The 19,002-nt window shown below is 29.1% G+C and carries 14 protein-coding genes; 13 read left to right on the forward strand and 1 reads right to left on the reverse strand.

All coding sequences use genetic code 11. The annotated features are described in order from the left end of the window. Positions 1-19 precede the first annotated feature (19 nt). The 10 genes from glgB (at position 20) to ACRC03_RS07920 (ending at position 14,531) form a co-directional block, all read left to right on the forward strand. Entirely contained in the window at positions 20-2,026 is a 2,007-nt protein-coding gene (gene glgB, locus ACRC03_RS07875) for a 1,4-alpha-glucan branching protein GlgB (protein ID WP_438652016.1), read from the forward strand. A gap of 29 nt (positions 2,027-2,055) precedes the next feature. After that, the gene (locus ACRC03_RS07880; protein ID WP_438652017.1) at positions 2,056-3,213 is read left to right on the forward strand and encodes a glucose-1-phosphate adenylyltransferase; all 1,158 of its coding nucleotides are present in this window, start codon (positions 2,056-2,058) and stop codon (positions 3,211-3,213) included. Between the two features lies 1 nt (position 3,214). Continuing rightward, on the forward strand, positions 3,215-4,345 hold the full coding sequence (gene glgD / locus ACRC03_RS07885) for a glucose-1-phosphate adenylyltransferase subunit GlgD (RefSeq protein ID WP_438652018.1): 1,131 nt from the start codon (positions 3,215-3,217) through the stop codon (positions 4,343-4,345). Between the two features lie 21 nt (positions 4,346-4,366). Continuing rightward, entirely contained in the window at positions 4,367-5,809 is a 1,443-nt protein-coding gene (gene glgA / locus ACRC03_RS07890; RefSeq protein ID WP_438652019.1) for a glycogen synthase GlgA, read from the forward strand. Positions 5,810-5,824: 15 nt separating this feature from the next. Next, the gene (locus tag ACRC03_RS07895) at positions 5,825-8,272 is read left to right on the forward strand and encodes a glycogen/starch/alpha-glucan phosphorylase (protein ID WP_438652020.1); all 2,448 of its coding nucleotides are present in this window, start codon (positions 5,825-5,827) and stop codon (positions 8,270-8,272) included. Then, the gene (locus tag ACRC03_RS07900) at positions 8,250-10,109 is read left to right on the forward strand and encodes a glycoside hydrolase family 13 protein (protein WP_438652021.1); all 1,860 of its coding nucleotides are present in this window, start codon (positions 8,250-8,252) and stop codon (positions 10,107-10,109) included. Before ACRC03_RS07895 ends, ACRC03_RS07900 begins: the two co-directional genes overlap by 23 nt. Positions 10,110-10,240: 131 nt before the next feature. Next, positions 10,241-10,657: a single-stranded DNA-binding protein gene (locus ACRC03_RS07905; RefSeq protein WP_438652022.1), complete on the forward strand. Its 417-nt coding sequence runs from the start codon at positions 10,241-10,243 to the stop codon at positions 10,655-10,657. Positions 10,658-10,952: 295 nt separating this feature from the next. After that, positions 10,953-12,218 (forward strand): dicarboxylate/amino acid:cation symporter, encoded by a 1,266-nt coding sequence (locus tag ACRC03_RS07910; RefSeq protein ID WP_438652023.1) that lies wholly within the window; start codon positions 10,953-10,955, stop codon positions 12,216-12,218. 225 nt (positions 12,219-12,443) lie between these two features. After that, positions 12,444-13,514 carry a YkvI family membrane protein gene (locus tag ACRC03_RS07915; RefSeq protein ID WP_438652024.1) on the forward strand — a complete coding sequence of 357 codons (1,071 nt, stop codon included), beginning with the start codon at positions 12,444-12,446 and terminating at the stop codon, positions 13,512-13,514. A gap of 147 nt (positions 13,515-13,661) precedes the next feature. Continuing rightward, a complete protein-coding gene (locus tag ACRC03_RS07920) occupies positions 13,662-14,531 on the forward strand; it encodes a hypothetical protein (protein ID WP_438652025.1) in 870 nt (289 codons plus the stop codon). Positions 14,532-14,581: 50 nt separating this feature from the next. Here the strand turns inward: ACRC03_RS07920 and ACRC03_RS07925 are convergent, their stop codons facing one another. Continuing rightward, the gene (locus ACRC03_RS07925) at positions 14,582-14,908 is read right to left on the reverse strand and encodes a hypothetical protein (protein WP_438652026.1); all 327 of its coding nucleotides are present in this window, start codon (positions 14,906-14,908) and stop codon (positions 14,582-14,584) included. A gap of 344 nt (positions 14,909-15,252) precedes the next feature. Here ACRC03_RS07925 and ACRC03_RS07930 point away from each other — a divergent pair, with 344 nt between their 5' ends. From ACRC03_RS07930 to ACRC03_RS07940, 3 genes are all read left to right on the forward strand, one after another. Beyond that, complete coding sequence (locus tag ACRC03_RS07930; RefSeq protein ID WP_438652027.1) at positions 15,253-16,284, forward strand: BMP family lipoprotein; 1,032 nt, start codon at positions 15,253-15,255, stop codon at positions 16,282-16,284. A 238-nt stretch (positions 16,285-16,522) separates the two neighbouring features. Next, the gene (locus ACRC03_RS07935) at positions 16,523-18,184 is read left to right on the forward strand and encodes a ribonuclease J (protein ID WP_438652028.1); all 1,662 of its coding nucleotides are present in this window, start codon (positions 16,523-16,525) and stop codon (positions 18,182-18,184) included. A gap of 157 nt (positions 18,185-18,341) precedes the next feature. Further along, positions 18,342-19,001, forward strand: coding sequence for an ABC transporter ATP-binding protein (locus ACRC03_RS07940; RefSeq protein WP_438652051.1), 660 nt, complete (start codon positions 18,342-18,344; stop codon positions 18,999-19,001). The last annotated feature ends 1 nt before the right edge of the window (position 19,002 follow it).

The raw sequence follows: 19,002 nt of genomic DNA on the forward strand, positions 1-19,002 counted from the left end.
AGACGAAAGGGGGTAATTTATGAAAAATAAAAAAATAATAAATTATGAAGAGTTAATTAGCAAAGAAAATCTAGAAGGATTTAAAATAGGCCAATCCTATGATAGTTATAGATTTATGGGAAATCATATAGTAAACTACCAGGGTAAAAAAGGAATTTGTTTTACCGTATGGGCTCCTAATGCAAAAGCAGTTCACCTAACTGGAGATTTTAATAAATGGGAAAAAGAATCACATCCTTTAAAAAATATAGATAACAGTGGAATTTGGAGTATATTCTTAGAAGGTATGGAACAAGGCATGACATATAAATACAATGTAGTTGGTTGTGATGGCGTAAGTCGTTTAAAAAGTGATCCGTATACAGTATATTCGGAGCAAAGACCTAATACAGCTTCAATAGTATATAGTCATGAGAATTATAAATGGAAAGATAACAAGTGGCAACAGAAAAAAATAAAAATAAATAATGAAAATCAGGCTATGAATATCTATGAAGTTCATCTTAGTTCGTGGAAAAGAAAGTGGAATGGTGAATTTTTTACATATGAAGAACTATATGAAATGATAGAATATGTAAAAGAAATGGAATACACGCATATAGAATTACTTCCAATAACTGAACACCCATTAGATGAATCTTGGGGTTATCAAACTATAGGTTATTACAACACCACTAGTAGATATGGAAATCCTCATGAATTCAAAGCATTTATTGACAAATGTCATGAAAATGGATTAGGAATTATATTAGACTTTGCCTACAGTCATTTCTGTAAAGATGAACATGGTTTATATAAGTTTGATGGCTCACCTCAATATGAATACACAGATCCACTAAAAGCTGAAAATATAGGATGGGGAACTGCTCATTTTGATTTAGGAAAACCTGAAATAAATAGTTTTTTATTATCAAATGTATTATACTGGTTTAACGAATTTCATATAGATGGTATAAGGGTAGATGCGGTATCGAGTATGTTGTATTTAGATTATGATGTAGGACAGTGGAATCCGAATAAGTACGGAGGAAGAGAAAACTTAGAAGCTATAGACTTTTTAAAAAAGCTAAATGAAACAATTTATAAGTATGTAGATAGCCCTGTTATTATAGCTGAAGAATCTACGGCATGGCCAATGGTTACAGGTTCTACATATAAAGGGGGATTAGGGTTTACATATAAATGGAATATGGGATGGATGAATGATACTTTAAAATATATGGAAATGGATCCTATTTACAGAAAATATCATCATGAATTACTTACATTTTCTTTTATGTATGCCTTTTCAGAAAATTTCATATTACCATTGTCGCATGATGAAGTAGTTCATGGAAAAAAATCATTATTAGATAAAATGCCAGGAGATATATGGCAAAAATTTGCAGGACTTAGGACATTATATGCTTACTACATGATACACCCAGGTAAAAAGTTACTGTTTATGGGATGTGAATTTGCACAAGACTTAGAGTGGAGATACGCATATGGATTAGAGTGGGCGCTTTTAGAAAGAGAACCACACATAAAAATGAAAGAGTATGTTAAATCCTTAAATAAGCTTTATAAAAATGAAAAGTCAATGTATGAAATAGACAATAGTTATGAAGGCTTTGATTTTATAGATCCTAATAATAAAGAGCAAAGTGTTATTGTTTTAATGAGGAAGGGAAAAAATCCAGAAGATTTTATTATAGCAGTGATAAACTTTACTCCAGTAGTTTACTATGATTATAAAATAGGGGTCCCATATGATGGAGTATATGAAGAAGTTTTTAACTCAGATGATAGTAATTATGGGGGATCAGGTCAAACTATGGTAGATAGTGAATTAATTGCTAAAAATGAAAAATGGCATAATAAAGATTACCATATAATTATAAAAGTACCTCCTTTAGGAGCTACATTTATAAAAGGAAAAAATATAGTTTTTGACACTGTAGAATTGAACAAAGATAGTAAGGTGCTTATAGGTGGAAATAGCAAAGTTATTAAAAGTGATAAAGTATCAATAAAAAAATTATAAATAATATTTTTAATTAAGGGGGAGTCGTAGTGAAAAAAGATATGATTGCTATGATTTTAGCAGGTGGTCAAGGATCACGATTAGGAGTTTTTACAAAAAGAATAGCAAAACCAGCTGTTTCATTTGGGGGAAAGTATAGAATAATTGATTTTGTATTAAGTAATTGCTCAAATTCAGGTGTAGATACGGTAGGTGTATTAACTCAATATAGACCATTACTTTTAAATTCTCATATTGGAATGGGAAGTCACTGGGATTTAGATAGAATAAATGGTGGAGTTTATGTGCTACAACCATATATGGATGAAAAAGAAGGTAGTTGGTATAGAGGAACTGCTCATGCTATATATCAGAATATGGATTTTATAGATAACTATGATCCAGAAAATATATTAATACTATCAGGAGACCATATATACAAAATGGATTACAGTAAAATGCTAGCATACCATAAAGAAAAAGATTCAAAAGCTACTATTGCAGTAATAGAGGTTTCTTGGGATGAGGCTACTAGATTTGGAATAATGAATACAAATGAAGATGGAAGTATATATGAGTTTGAAGAAAAACCAGAAAGTCCAAAAAGTAACTTAGCATCTATGGGAGTTTATATATTTGATTGGAAAATGTTAAGAGATTATTTTAAGCAGGCAGAAGAAGATAACAACATAAATTATGACGATTTTGGAAAAAATTTAATTCCTCAAATGCTTGAAGATAATGTAAATATGTACGCATATCCATTTAAGGGGTATTGGAGAGATGTTGGAACAATACAAAGTTTATGGGATGCGAATATGGACCTTATAAAATCACCAGAAGCTGTAGATTTAAATGATTCTAGTTGGAGAATTTATACAAATACAATGGCTATGCCACCTCAATATATAGGAAAAGGTGCAATAGTAAAAAAATCTTTAGTAGCAGATGGATGTAAGATATTAGGGAATATAGAACAGACAGTTTTATCTCATGGTGTTGAAGTTGGAGAAGAAAGTATAATAAAGGACTCTGTAATTATGCCTAATGTAAAGATAGGCAAGAATGTAATCATAGAAAATGCTATGATCGGAGAAGGTGCTATTCTAGAGGATGGTTCTTGCATAAGAAACAACAGTAACGAAATAAATGTAGTTTCTGAATATGAAATAGTAAAACCTGAAGCTGAATTACAAGGGGGATTTTAGCATGAAAAATCAATGCGTAGGATTAATAAATTTAGATGATAGAAAAAATTCAAATATAAATCAACTCACTTACACAAGACCAATAGCGTCTACTCCAATAGGTGCAAGATATAGAATAATAGATTTTGTACTTTCTAATATGGTAAACTCTGGTTTAACGAACGTAGGTATATTTGCAAAAGAAAAATACAGATCTTTAACTGACCATGTAGGTAGTGGTAAAGATTGGGATTTGAGCAGGAAAAAAGGTGGATTATTTGTATTTAGTCCTGAAAATACAAAAAACAAAAATACATATTCAAATAAAAAGGGAGATATATACAACATATTAGCAAACATAGATTATATAGAAATGTGTGAAGAAGAGTATATACTAATAGCGCCAACCTATATGGTTTGTAATATAGATTATTCAAAAGCTCTAAAATATCATAAGAAATCTGGAAATGATATTACTGTAATTTATAAAAATGTTGAAAATGCACAAGAAGATTTTGAAGGCAATTCTACACTAGATATAGATGAAAATAACAAAATAATAAATGTGGGAAGTAATATAGGTGTGTATTCTAATGCAAATATATCTATGGAAACATATATTATGAAACGTACAGAATTTATAGAACATATCTATAGCTTAGTAAGCAAAGGAAGTTGCTCTTATTTACAAGATTTTATAAGCGAAGCAGTAAAATATTTAAATGTAGGAGCATACGAATACACAGGATACTTAAAGTGCGTCAATTCTGTAAAAGCATATTTTGAAATTAATAAGGAATTATTAACTTCTGAAGTTTCAAATGAATTGCTTTACTCAAAAAGAAGAATCTTTACTCGTGAAAAAAATCAATCTCCAACAATTTATACGGAAAGTGCAAAAGTAGAAAATTCTTTTGTAGCTACAGGATGTGTAATAGAAGGAACTGTAAAAAATAGTATATTATTTAGAAAAGTGCATGTAAAAGAAGGGGCAATAATAGAAAATTGTGTAGTTATGCAAAACTGTACTATAGACAAAGATGTAAAACTTAACAATGTAATATTTGACAAAAATGTGTGCATAAAAGAGGGTAAAGAATTAAAGGGAGATGAAGACTACCCTATTGTAATAGAAAAAAATGCAAGCATTTAATAATAGAAAGGGGGATTGTCAGTGAAAGTTATTTATGTAACAGCGGAGTGTTGGCCATTTGTTAAAACTGGTGGGTTAGGTGATGTAGCATATGCATTACCTAAAGCATTAAAAAAAGAAGGTGTTGATGTTAGAGTAATACTACCTAAATATTCAACAATACCAAATTATTTAAAAGAGCAGTTGAGAGAAGTAGCAGTATTTAATGTAAATGTTGGATGGAGAAAACAGTATTGTAGACTTTTGGAAATGGAATTCGATGGAGTTAAGTTTTATTTTATAGATAATGAATACTATTTTAAAAGAGATGGTGAAATTGCATATATTTATGGATATGATGATGATGCAGAAAGATATACTTTCTTTAGCGAAGCAGTACTTGAAGCTATAGCGATACTTGATTTTTATCCAGATATAATTCATATGAATGACTGGCATACGGGAATGATTCCATTAACTTTAAAAGAAAGATATAGCTCTTTAGAAAAATATAAAGACATTAAAACTGTTTATACAATACATAATTTACAATACCAAGGAGTGTTTAGTAACAGGATACTAGGCGATGTATTAGCTTTACCACAGCATTACTTAGATAGAGGAGATATAGAGTACTATGGTGGAGTTAGTTTTATGAAGTCAGGTATAGTATTTAGTGATAAAGTAACTACAGTAAGTCCAACTTACACAAATGAAATACAAACTGAATTTTATGGAGAAGGATTGGATGGTCTTTTAAAATCAGAATCGCATAAATTAAAAGGAATTCTAAATGGAATAGATTATGACATAAACAATCCAGCAACAGATAAAGACATCTTCGTAAGATATGATGTAAACAATATAGACAAAAAAACTGAAAATAAGATTAGACTCCAAGAATTATTAGGCTTAGAAAAAAATCCTAATATACCATTAATAGGTATAGTTTCTAGACTAGTGTCACAAAAAGGATTTGATTTAATATCATATATTATGCCAGAAATAGTAAGGGAGAATTTACAAATCGTAATTTTAGGTACAGGCGACCATCAATATCAATCTATGTTTAATTATTATAATTCATTCTATCCTAATAAAGTATCTGCAAGGATAACTTTTGACAGTGCTTTTGCACAACAGATATATGCAGCTAGTGATATGTTCTTAATGCCATCTTTATTCGAGCCATGTGGAATAGGCCAAATGTTAGCAATGAGATATGGAACGTTACCTATAGTTAGAGAAACGGGTGGATTAAAAGATACAGTAAATCCATATAACAAGTACACTGGAGAAGGAAATGGATTTAGCTTTGAAAATTACAATGCTCATGATATGTTATATTGCATTCAAAGAGGTGTAGAACTATACAAAGACCAAAATGTATGGAGAAAATTAGTTACAAATGCAATGAATACAGATAGTAGCTGGAAAAAATCAGCTCAAGATTATATAAATGTCTACGAAGAATTGCTAAGTTAAAGGAGAGATTTTATTTTGATCACAATTAGTAAAAAGAAATTTAAACAATGTTTTGAAGCTAAAATATATAGCATATATGCTCAATCAATAAAGGACGCAACAAATGAGCAATTACTAAATGTTTTATGCAGTGTAATAAAAGATGTTTTATCTAAACGATGGGTAGATAATAAATTAAGCTCGCAAAAAGAAGTTTACTATTTTAGTGTAGAATTTCTATTAGGAAGACAATTAAAATCAAATATATTGAACTTAGATATTGAAGAAAGTATTAGACCAGGATTAGAAGAATTAGGTATAGATTTGGATGACTTAATAGAAGCTGAAGCTGATCCTGCATTAGGTAACGGAGGATTAGGTAGATTAGCGGCTTGTTTTTTAGACTCAATGTCATCTTTAAATATAAGTGGACATGGATATGGAATTAGATACAAATACGGATTGTTTGAGCAAAAAATTCTTAATGGTTATCAGGTAGAAGTACCTGATAACTGGTTGACACAAGGTGGATATGTATGGGAAACGGTTAGACCTAATAAAGCTATTGTAGTAAAATTTGAGGGAAATGTACAACTAATAGATGAAAATGGTAAATTTAAGACTATTCATAAGGATTATATACCTGTAATGGCAATGCCTTATGATATACCTATAATTGGATACCGTAATAGTTGTATAAATACATTAAGATTATTTAAAAGTGAAATTTTAAGTAGAGATTTTGGACTAGTAACATCTAATGCAAAAAATTTATCTGGAAGTTATGAAGATGCGTTAATGTATAAATACTATGCAGAAGAAATATCTCAGGTATTATATCCGAATGACTCAAACTATGCAGGTATCTTATTAAGATTAAAACAAGAGTACTTTTTTGTAAGTGCAGGAATACAAGATATAATAAGAAAATATAGAAAGAATAAGTTAAATATAGCTAACTTACCTGAAAAAATTGCCATTCATATAAATGACACTCATCCTACACTTTGTATACCAGAGCTTATGAGAATTTTACTTGATGAAGAAGGATTATCTTGGGATGAAGCTTGGAATATAACAAAAAATACTGTATCTTACACAAATCATACCATAATGACAGAAGCTATGGAAAAATGGCCAATAGGCATGATGAAAAAATTACTTCCAAGGATTTATATGATAATAGAAGAAATTAACAGAAGGCATATAAATGACTTAAAAGCTAATGCTTATGATGAGTATAAAATAGAAAGAATGAGAATAATTAGCAACAATGAAATAAGGATGGCAAATTTATCAATAGTAGGAAGTCATAGTGTAAATGGAGTTGCTAAACTTCATACAGAAATACTAAAAAGAGAAGTACTAAAAGACTTCTATGAAGACGAACCGGAAAAATTCAACAATAAGACTAATGGAATAGCTCATAGAAGATGGTTAATAAGTGCAAATCAAAACCTAAGTAATTTAATAACAGAATTAATAGGAGAAGAATGGAAAAGTGACACATTTAAATTACTTGATCTAGGAAAATATGAACAAGACAAAGATGTTTTAGAAAAAGTAGGAGAAATAAAATACAATAATAAAAAGAAATTAGCAAAATATATAAAAGAAATGCAAAATATAGACATAGATCCAAACTCTATATTTGATGTTCAAATAAAAAGATTACATGCATATAAAAGACAATTATTAAATGCCCTTCATATACTGAACTTATATCATGAGCTTTTAGAAAATCCAAACTTTGACATGGTTCCAAGAACCTTTATATTTGGAGCAAAAGCTGCGCCAGGATATTATTTAGCAAAATGCATAATCAAATTTATAAACTGCCTAGCTGATAAAATCAATAATGACCCAAGAATAGAAGGAAAAATAAAAGTAGTATTTTTAGAAAATTACGGAGTATCTTTAGCAGAACTTATTATACCTGCAGCAGATGTAAGTGAGCAAATTTCAACTACAACAAAGGAAGCATCGGGGACAGGCAATATGAAACTTATGATGAATGGTGCTATAACACTAGGAACTTTAGATGGTGCTAATGTTGAAATTTATGATCAAGTAGGCAAAGAAAATATTATAATCTTTGGCTTAACTGCTAGTCAAGTTTTAAACTATAACAAGTATGGTGGGTACTCAGCTTTAGACTTGTATAACTCAGACAAAAAAATAAAAAGAGTAGTGGACGATTTAATTAATGGGTTTATTCCTAACATGGATAAAGAAGGACGTGAAATTTACAATGCTCTAATAACATACAATGATGAGTATTTTGTTCTTAGAGATATACAAAATTATGAAGAGGCACAGCGCAAAATAAATAGACTGTATAAAAACAGAGATGAATGGAATAGAATGGCTTTAATGAATATAGCAAACTCAGGGATGTTTTCATCTGACAGAACGATAGAAGAATATGGGAAATATATTTGGTTTAAAGGATGTGATATAAATGGGAAATATATTAAGTTATAATTCTTGGGAAGATAAGGCTCCTTTTGGAGCCTTAAAGGTTAACCAAGAGGGAAGAATTACAATAAAAATAAGTCATGACAATGTGCTAAGTGTAGCATTAATAATTTTAAATGAAGAAGAAATAATAGATAAGATAAATTTAGCAAAAAACGAAAATGAATATTATGAATGCAAACTTAATGGATTTAAAGAAAAGGGTTTATATTTTTACTATTTTGAAGTAGACATTGAATGTAACGGAAGCACAGAAAAAAGATTTTATGGAAAATCATATGAAAATGGTCAAGCCGTAGAATATTTATATGAAAATATTAATAAATATCAAATTACTGTGCACGAAGAATTTGAAGTTGCAAATTGGTATAAAGAAGGCATTATGTATCATATATTTGTAGATCGTTTTAATAATGGAAATAGAAATAAGAAACCAAGCGATACAAAAGAAAATAGTTTTATATATGCAAATTGGAGCGATACTCCTATGTATATAAAAGATAAGGATAATAATGTTGTTAGATGGGATTTTTATGGTGGAAATCTTAAAGGTATAATAGATAAAATTGGATACCTTAAAAAGATGGGTGTTAGTATAATATATTTAAGCCCTATATTCGAATCTTCAAGTAATCATAAATATGATACAGCAGATTATAAGAAAATTGATTCTATGTTTGGAGATGAAGCAATTTTTAGTGAATTAATAGAGAAAGCAAATCAAAAAGGAATAAGTATTATTTTGGATGGTGTATTTAGTCATACTGGAGCAGATAGTAGATATTTTAATAAATTTGGAAATTATGATGAAATAGGAGCATATCAATCTACTAATTCTAAATACAGTACATGGTATAATTTTGAAAACTTCCCAGATAAATATAAATGTTGGTGGGGGGTTGATGCACTTCCAAATACTAATGAGTTAGCTCCAAGCTACATGGACTACATAATTAGAGATGAAGACAGCGTAATAAAAAAATGGACAAACCTAGGAGTTAAAGGTTGGAGATTAGATGTAGCAGATGAGCTTCCAACAGAGTTTATAAAAACTATAAATAAAGAGCTAAAAACTGTAGATAAAGAGGCTATTCTAATTGGAGAAGTCTGGGAAGATGCATCTAATAAAATAAGTTATGGAGAAAGAAGAAGTTATCTTTTAGGAAATCAATTAGATTCAATAATGGGATATCCATTTAGAGAAAATATAGTAGCCTTCTTAAAAGGAGATATAACGTCAAAGCAACTTAATAATAAATTTATGGAAACTAAAGAAAACTATCCTAAAGAATCTTTTAAAGCAAATTTAAACTTAATAGGGTCACATGATGTAGCTAGAATAAAAACAGTATTAGACAATGATATAGATAAGGTAAAATTAGCAGTTGCAATTCAAGCTACTTTTGAAGGAATTCCTTATATTTATTATGGAGATGAAGCAGGTATCTGTGGTGGTGTGGACCCTGATAATAGAAGAACTTACCCCTGGAAAAATGAAGATGAAGACATGGTAGAATTTTACAAAGAGGCAATGGGAAATAGAAGAAAAAATAGAGTATTAATAGATGGAGAAACAACATTTATAGATACAAAAAATAATGATGTATTTGGATATATAAGATATAATGAAGCTAATGAAAAAATAATCATATTAATAAATAGAAGTGAAAAGTCTCAAAATGTATATTTGGATATAGAAGAAAGTAGTTTTGAAGAATTAGATATAAAAAATAGCACTAAAAGATATTTAGAACGATTTGATAAAGAAGGACAAATATTAGATATTGAAATTGATTCTAAATCTTGTAAAATATTTACTGTAATAAAAAATACATCAGAATAAATAATTGGAATATCAACTGCTTTATAAACAATAAAACAGTTGATATTTTTTTAATAAAAAAGTATAAACGAACAATTGTTTGTTTATAATCCTATTAAAATACTTCTATAATCAGAGAAAGGATTATAAAAATGAACAATGTAACTTTAGTAGGTAGATTAACTAGAGACCCTGAACTTAAATACGTAGGAGATGCACAAACACCAGTACTTGACTTTACAATAGCTATTGATAGAGGCTATAAGGAAACAGAAAATAACACTGATTTTATTGCTATTCAAGTTTGGAATAAAACAGCAGAAAATTGCGCTAAATACTTAAATAAAGGAAGCTTAGTAGGAATAAATGGACAAATAAGAGTTGAAAAATATAAAAATAAAAATGATGAAAATAGATATATAACTAAAGTAAGAGCTAGTAATGTTGAGTTTTTAGGAACTAAGAGAAGCGAAGATTCAAATAAAAATGATAAATATTATGATAGTACTAAATTATTTGAAGAAGCAGGAATAAAAACAGATAAAGAAAAACTTGAACTACCATTTTAAAAAAAATAAGCAGGATTAAAACTGGATATATTACAGATTTAATCCTTTTCTTATAAAAAAATAGATAAATAAATGAACTATTTTTATTAAAAAATTTTAGACAAAACTTATTAATAAAGATAGTTAAAAAACATAATGATTAAATAAATTAGGTTAAAATAAAAAATATATTTAAAATCTTAAGTTGACCAGCTTGATAAGGAGTTGTAAGTTTATTTTTTAATGTACAAAAACAAAAAAAGAATGTATAATAAAATAATATAAAAGATAAATGTTCGACAAGGGGAGAATTATTATGAAGAAAATGACATTAACAAGTAAGATTTTACTAGGTTTATTATTAGGGTTTATATTTGGATTAATATTAAATAATAATCCAGCAGGGTATGTAAAAGATAGCTTAATATTAGGCGGGATATTAAAAGTACTAGGTACAGGATTTACAGCTGCTATAAAGATGATGGTTGTACCACTAGTGTTTGTATCATTAGTTTGCGGTAGCGCATCAATAGGTGACACAAGAAAATTAGGTAGAATCGGTGGAAAGACAATGGCATTCTACCTAGGTACTACGGCAGTAGCTATAATTATATCATTAATTTTAGGTAGTGTATTAAAGCCAGGTGAAGGACTAGATATGAGTAGTATGGCTACTGGAGAAGTAGCTATTGGTGAATCAAAATCAATAGTAGATATAATATTGAATATCATACCAAGTAATCCAATACAAGCATTGGCTAGTGGAGAAATGTTACAAGTTATATTCTTTGCACTTCTTATAGGGATAGCAATAAATATGGTTGGTAAAAAGGGTGAACAAGTTAAAATACTGTTTGAAAGTGCAAATGAAATATGTATGAAGATGGTAAATATAATAATGTTATTTGCACCATACGGGGTGTTCTCACTAGTTGCAACTACCTTTGCAACCGTTGGAACAGATGCAATGCTTGCATTATTTAAATATGTATTAGTAGTTTTACTTGGATTATTAATACATATAACAGTAGTTTACGGGGGATTATTTAAAATATTTACAAGACAAAAAATTATGCCATTCTTAAAGAAATTCACAAGAGTTGCAGCGGTTACTTTTTCTACAGCATCAAGTAATGCTTCAGTTCCAGTAAGTTTAGATATTATGGAAGAATTAGGGGTAGGTAAATCTACAAGATCCTTTACAATACCTATGGGAGCTACTATAAATATGGATGGAACAGCTATTATGCAAGGAGTTGCAGCATTATTTATAGCTCAAATATATGGAGTAGAATTAGGCATGAATGAAATGGCAACTATAGTACTTACAGCTACACTAGCATCAATAGGAACAGCGGGGGTTCCAGGTGTAGGAATGATAATGTTATCTATGGTATTACAGTCTGTAGGGCTACCATTAGAGGGAATAGGATTAATAATGGGAGTAGAGAGAATAATAGATATGTTTAGGACAACGGTAAACGTAATGGGGGACAATATTTGTACGTTAATAGTAGCGAATAGCGAAAAAGATTTAAATATAGAAGCATATAGTCAAGAAATAAAACAAAAAATAGCATAATGATATAAACTCAATACAAAGAAGTATTACAAAGAGGATTAGTCTTTTTACAGAGATTAATCCTTTTTTTTATGCAATGAACAGAGTTGTTGGCGAAATGAAGTACTTAGCTGACCAGTCGCTCAAGTTAAGAAAATTTTATAACTAATAAAATTTTATATTAACCTTTATTAAACAAGCATATAAATAATTAGGATTAAAATAATTATTTATATGGAGGAGAATATGAGTAAGTACGGTAACATTAAGGAAATTATAAAATTTACAGGAACCTATATTTCTGTGTGTATAGGTTCAGGGTTTGCAACTGGGCAAGAAATAATGCAGTTTTTTTCAGCACATGGAATACTAAGTATTTTTTCTAGCTTAGTATGTATGATAATAATGGCTTATTGTGGAGCGAGTTTGTTAGCAATAGGTAAAGAAAATAATTTTAAATCAAGTAGTGATATATTTACATATTTATGTGGAAAATGGGTAGGGAGTTTTTTTAAAATATTTATGCCTGTATTTTTCTTATGCAGTTTTGTAGTTATGATATCTGGTGCTGGAGCTTCTATAAATCAATACTATGGTATAGAAAAAAATATAGGAGCCTTAATTTTAGCTATATTCACATTAGGTTCAGTTTTATTAGGAATAAATAAAGTAATTGATATATTAGGAAATATAGGACCGATAATAGCGATAGTAGCAATTGGTGTAGGTATTGTAACTGTAGCAAGAAACTATGAGATGCTTAGCAGTGCAAATGAAATAATTTCAACTTTAAATGTAACTAAAGCGGTAGGCAATTGGTGGATGACGGGAATTATATACAGTGGATTAAACTTAATAATAGCCACACCTTTTTTAGTGGGAGTAGGATCAACAGCTAAAAATAAAAAAAATTGCATATGGGGAGGAATTCTTGGAGGTGTAATTTTTATGATAGCAGCGATATCTTTAAATCTAGGAATTATTTCTGATATACAAAATGTGTATATAAAAGAAATACCGACACTATATATGGCTGATAAGATAGGGTCTGTAGTAGGTGTAATATTCTCTTTTATGCTTATAGCTGGGATTTACACAACCGCAGTACCTTTACTGTGGAGTATATGTACAAACTTCGCAGAAGAAAATAGCCGAAAATTTGTAACAATTGCTGTATTATGTTCAATATTAGGATTTGTAGGAGGTAGATTACCATTTTCTATGTTAGTAAACTTTATATATCCATTGGCTGGTTTGTTTGGAGTTGTAATAATAATATCTATATTTATTAAAAATTGTATTAAGCTAATTCGCTAACATACTCACATGTTAATTATATTTGAGATTGTAGATAGTGAAGCAGATATAATAATTGCTTTAACAGGAGAATAACTATGGATATACTATAAAAGACAAATAAACTATGGTAATATATTTACATAATTAAACAAAAGGAGAATATTTATGAAAAAACAATTAGAAATAGATTATTCATTTGGATATGTATATGATAAAAGTAAGTTAATAATAATGTATCCAGTAGGAACTAATGTTATGGACTTAGAAGAGTATGAAATGGAAGTAGAAGTAGCATTTTTAGAAGATGGAATAGAAACAGCCTTTGAAGAAAGTGATATAAAAGAAGCTAATGAAACCATGAAGCCTTTAGAAATGTTTTTAATGAAGCCTAATAAAATAATACCATTTGTAACTAGTATAAAGAATGAAGAAACTAAGGAAGAATTAACAAAACTTATGGATGAATTTGATGAAGAACATGAAATAAAAGAAAATTACATAAAAAAAGGATATGAAATAAAAGATGTATATCATGTTTTTCAAAATGTAGCTAGCTATGTACCTAAAGAAAACTTAGAAACTTTAAATATACTAAAAATAGAAAAAGCAAAGTTTGATATGGATAGTTTCTTAAAAACAATTAAAGAAAACTTAGATGAAGCTATAGAGACTAAAAAAATACCTGTATCTATGGTAAAAAGTGATATTGCAAATAGACTTTACATAAAAGCAGATAAAGGTGAGCCTAAAAATAAATATGTAGTATTTGCAGTAGATATAAATACTTACTCAAAAGGAATATTATGTGCAGATAAGAGTATTGTTGAAGATGAAGATGCTGATATGGGAGATTTAGAAATATTAGCGACTAGAGATGCTGGATACTTAATTGAGGAAAATGAAGGATACATAACTTTCAAAGTAGCAAATTATAATAGTGAAACTCCAAATAATCGTGAAATTGCCCAAATAGTTGATTATAGTGGTATATATAAGACTAAAATGATAGAATTTGTTAATAAATTTATAAAATAGTTTTAATATAATTAAGAAAAGCTCTCAGAAATGAGAGCTTAATTTATATTTTATCTAGTTCCATGAATTAATAATAAATATGCACTTCCAGCGGTAAATGTATTATCTCCATCCATCCTAGCAATAATAGATTTGTTATCGTATACAAAACCGTTTTCATCAACCTTACCAATAGGGTTATTATGAATAGGGTCATTATGAATTACTCCATTTTCATCAACTCTACCAATAGGATAATTAATCTTGTTATAAATTACTCCATTTTCATCAACCTTACCAACTGGACAATTATGATAGATGTGATTGTGAACCACATTATCAGAATCTAATCGTGCAATACTTCTTACATTATAAGGATATTTTACCATTTCTACCATAGAGAACACCCACCTTTGAGCAAAAAATTTATTGTTTTTTAATAAATTCTACAAATAAAAAAACAATCCTTTTAAAAATGATAAAAATACATAATACAGGAAAAGAATACAAAATTCATAATTCACACAAAGTAAAAGTAAAAAAATAAAATTAAGTTTAATAAAAAACATTGACAAAAATGTATAAAAATGTAATTATTAAAATAACAATTAAAATATTACTTTAAAATAGTACAGAGAGACTAAAAAGAAAAAAAATGGTTAAATTAATAGAAATAACTACTATCCTTTTATCTTTTTTGATAAAAGGATTTTTTTAAAGTGATAGATTTGGAGGTAGTGACATGAAATTTAAAAAGTTAGCAGCATTAGCAATGACAGCTGTAGTATCAACATCTCTATTAGTAGGGTGTTCAAACAAAGATGACAAAAAAGTAGAAGATGGTAAAAAGAAAATTACAATAGCTATGATAACAGATGTAGCTGGAGTAAATGACCAAAGTTTTAATCAAAGTGCATGGGAAGGTCTTGAAAAAGCTAAAGAGGAATTAGGGGTTAATGTTAAGTACTTAGAATCTAGACAAGATTCAGATTATGCAACTAATATAGAAACTTTAGTGGATGAAGAAGTTGATTTAATACTTGGAGTAGGAATGAAATTAGCTCCAGCTATAGAAGAAGGGGCTAAGCAATACCCAGATCAAAAATTCGTATTAGTAGATGAAGCTGCATCAGCAGAACTTACTAACGTAAAAAGTATATTATTTAATGCGCAAGAATCTGCTTACTTAGCAGGATTAGTTGCAGGGAAAATGACTAAAACAAATAATGTAGGATTTATAGGTGGAATGGAGTTACCAGTTATAGATACATTTAAATATGGATATATGGCAGGAGTAAAGGAAGCAAATCCAGAAGCTCAAATACAAACTCAATTTGCAAACTCATTTACAGATCAAGCTAAAGGTAAAGCTATAGCAGCTCAGATGTTTACAAAAGGTTCAGATATAGTATTTACAGCTGGTGGAGATGTTGGAACTGGTGCTATAGAAGCAGCTAAAGAAATGGGTAAATATTCAATCGGTGTCGATAGAGATCAAAGTAACGTAGCACCAGAAACAGTAATAACTTCAGCAATAAAAAGAGTTGATGTAGGTGTATTTGAAACAGTTAAAGAATTCGTAGAAGGTAAGTTTGCAGGTGGAAAAACTGTAGTTTATGGATTAGATCAAAATGCAGTAGGTATACCAGAGTCTACTAAAAACTTAGTAGATCAAGAAATAATAGACTATGTAAATGATGCAACTGAAAAATTAAAGAGTGGAGAATTAAAAGCTCCTAAGAATGAAGAAGAATATAATGCTATGGTAAAATAGTTAAAATAAAGTGATGTAGATAAAAATTATTATCTACATCTTTTTTTTGTTTAATTTTATATTATATAATTAATAATATTCATAGCTTGTAATTAAATTAGGCTGAATTGTTAAAACTAGAATTAAGATAAATTTTTAGATGAAAAATATAATAAGGAGTTTATTTGACTAAATGAAAATAAAAAAAGTATTTTATTATATAAATAATGTGAGTAAATAGAATGAGAGGTAATTAAAAATGGATAGTACAAAGGTTAAAGTTATTCCTTTAGGTGGGCTTGGGGAAATAGGCAAAAATATAACTGCAATAGAATATGAAGATGAAATAATTGTAATAGATTGTGGCATATCTTTTCCAGATGAAGATATGTACGGAATTGATTTAGTAATACCCGACATAAAGTATTTACTAGAAAATAAAGATAAGGTAAAAGGCTTATTTTTGACACATGGTCATGAAGATCATATAGGTGCAATTCCTTATATTTTAAAACAATTAAATATGACAGTGTACGGAACTAAGTTAACACTTGGGTTAGTAAAAAATAAATTAGAAGAGCATAAGATGGTATCAAAGACTAAACTAAGACCTGTTAGACCAGGAGATTCCATTAAACTTGAAAAAATAAAGGTTGAATTCATAAGAGTTACTCATAGTATAGCAGAATCTTGTGCACTGGCTATACACACACCTATAGGAATTATTTTACATACAGGAGATTTTAAAATAGACTATACGCCTATAGATGGTAGATTAATGGATTTAAGACGAATTTCAGCTTTAGGAAAAAAAGGCGTATTACTTTTGATGGCTGATAGCACCAATGTAGAAAGACATGGGCATTCTCTTTCGGAAAAGACAATAGGAGAAACCTTGATACGAATTTTATCAAATGCAAAAGGTAGAGTTATTGTAGCTACTTTTGCTTCAAATATTCATAGAATGCAACAAATTGCAAATGCCTCATTGATTTATGATAGAAAAATTGTGTTTAGTGGAAGAAGCATGCAGAATATATCACAAGTAGCAATGAAACTTGGATATCTTCATATACCAGAAGAATCTATAATAGAGATGGACCAAATAGGACAATATCCAAGTAATAAAATAACAATAATAACAACTGGTAGTCAAGGTGAACCAATGGCTGGGCTTTCTAGAATAGCATATGGATCACATAGAAATATATATATAGAACCTGATGATTTAGTTATAATATCGGCTTCTCCAATACCTGGAAATGATAAACTAGTATCTAGGATGATTAACCAATTATTTAGAAAAGGTGTAGAAGTAATTTATGAAGATTTAGAAGAAATACATGTATCAGGGCATGCTTATCAAGAAGAACTAAAATTAATTCATACTTTAGTTAAACCAAAATACTTTATGCCTGTTCATGGAGAGTATAGGCACTTAAAACATCATAGTGATTTAGCTGTTAAATTAGGTATGGATAAATCTGATGTGTTTACATTAGAAACTGGACAAGTACTTGAGATATCTAAAGACAAGGTTAATGCATCAAAAAAAGTTCACACAGGAGTAATATTTGTAGATGGAATAGGTGTTGGTGATGTAGGCAATATAGTTCTTAGAGATAGAAGAGATTTAGCGAGAGATGGTATGGTAACCATAGTTGTAGCTATAAATAAAGAAAGTTATAGTATAGTTTCAGGTCCAGACGTTATAACAAGAGGATTCATATATGCTAGAGAAGCAGAAGATTTAATAAATAAAATAAAAGAAATTTCAAAGCAAGAAATAGAAGCGTGCTTAAAGAATAATATTATGGAATGGCAAGTGTTAAAAAATAACGTAAAAAAGTCAGTAGAGCATCTTTTATACCATAAGACAAAGAGAAGACCAAGTGTGTTTACTATAATAATGGAAGTTTAGCAAAGATAAATAGAGATAGATTAAAATATAATCTATCTCTATCTTATTGTCACTAAAATACGTTGTGTTATACTTAATTAAAAGAACAAACACAGAATAGGGGTAGTCGAAATTGAGCAAATATATAGAATTTAATAATGTAAAAAAAATATATAAAATGGGACAAGTAGAAATTTCTGCTTTAAGCGGAGTAGATTTTTCTGTAGATAAAGGAGAATTTGTAATAGTTGCTGGTGCTAGTGGTGCAGGAAAAAGTACAGTATTAAATATTTTAGGAGGAATGGATATTCCTACTAGTGGAGATATAATTGTAGATGGAAGCAAAGTAAACAATTATTCAGATAAAGAATTAATTACATATAGGAGACATGATATAGGATTTGTATTCCAATTTTATAACTTAGTACAAAACCTAACAGCACGAGAAAATGTGGAATTAGCAACGCAAATTTGTAAAAATCCATTAAATATAGATGAAGTTATGGAAGCGGTTGGATTAAAAGATAGAGTTGACAACTTTCCAGCACAACTATCAGGTGGAGAGCAACAAAGGGTTGCAATAGCAAGAGCATTAGCTAAGAATCCAAAACTACTATTATGCGATGAGCCTACAGGTGCATTAGATTACAATACTGGGAAATCAATATTAAAACTTTTACAAGACACTTGTAGAAAAATGTCTATGACAGTAATAATAATTACCCACAATTTAGCGTTGACACCAATGGGAGATAAAGTTATAAAAGTAAAAAATGGAAGGATAGAAAGCATTACTATAAATGAAAATCCAGTTCCCGTAGAAAGGATTGAGTGGTAGT

This window comes from Romboutsia sp., from assembly GCF_051659545.1.
Lineage (GTDB): Bacteria > Bacillota > Clostridia > Peptostreptococcales > Peptostreptococcaceae > JBOFOR01.

What these genes read in the sequence shown, in the direction of transcription:
- glgB (WP_438652016.1), top strand. Translation starts at nt 20, where the DNA reads ATGAAAAATAAAAAAATAATAAATTATGAAGAGTTAATTAGCAAAGAA.
- ACRC03_RS07910 (WP_438652023.1), top strand. Translation starts at nt 10,953, where the DNA reads ATGAAGAAAATGACATTAACAAGTAAGATTTTACTAGGTTTATTATTA.
- ACRC03_RS07900 (WP_438652021.1), top strand. Translation starts at nt 8,250, where the DNA reads ATGGGAAATATATTAAGTTATAATTCTTGGGAAGATAAGGCTCCTTTT.
- ACRC03_RS07935 (WP_438652028.1), top strand. Translation starts at nt 16,523, where the DNA reads ATGGATAGTACAAAGGTTAAAGTTATTCCTTTAGGTGGGCTTGGGGAA.
- ACRC03_RS07905 (WP_438652022.1), top strand. Translation starts at nt 10,241, where the DNA reads ATGAACAATGTAACTTTAGTAGGTAGATTAACTAGAGACCCTGAACTT.
- ACRC03_RS07925 (WP_438652026.1), bottom strand. Translation starts at nt 14,908, where the DNA reads ATGGTAGAAATGGTAAAATATCCTTATAATGTAAGAAGTATTGCACGA.
- glgD (WP_438652018.1), top strand. Translation starts at nt 3,215, where the DNA reads ATGAAAAATCAATGCGTAGGATTAATAAATTTAGATGATAGAAAAAAT.
- ACRC03_RS07940 (WP_438652051.1), top strand. Translation starts at nt 18,342, where the DNA reads ATGGGACAAGTAGAAATTTCTGCTTTAAGCGGAGTAGATTTTTCTGTA.
- ACRC03_RS07920 (WP_438652025.1), top strand. Translation starts at nt 13,662, where the DNA reads ATGAAAAAACAATTAGAAATAGATTATTCATTTGGATATGTATATGAT.
- ACRC03_RS07930 (WP_438652027.1), top strand. Translation starts at nt 15,253, where the DNA reads ATGAAATTTAAAAAGTTAGCAGCATTAGCAATGACAGCTGTAGTATCA.
- ACRC03_RS07915 (WP_438652024.1), top strand. Translation starts at nt 12,444, where the DNA reads ATGAGTAAGTACGGTAACATTAAGGAAATTATAAAATTTACAGGAACC.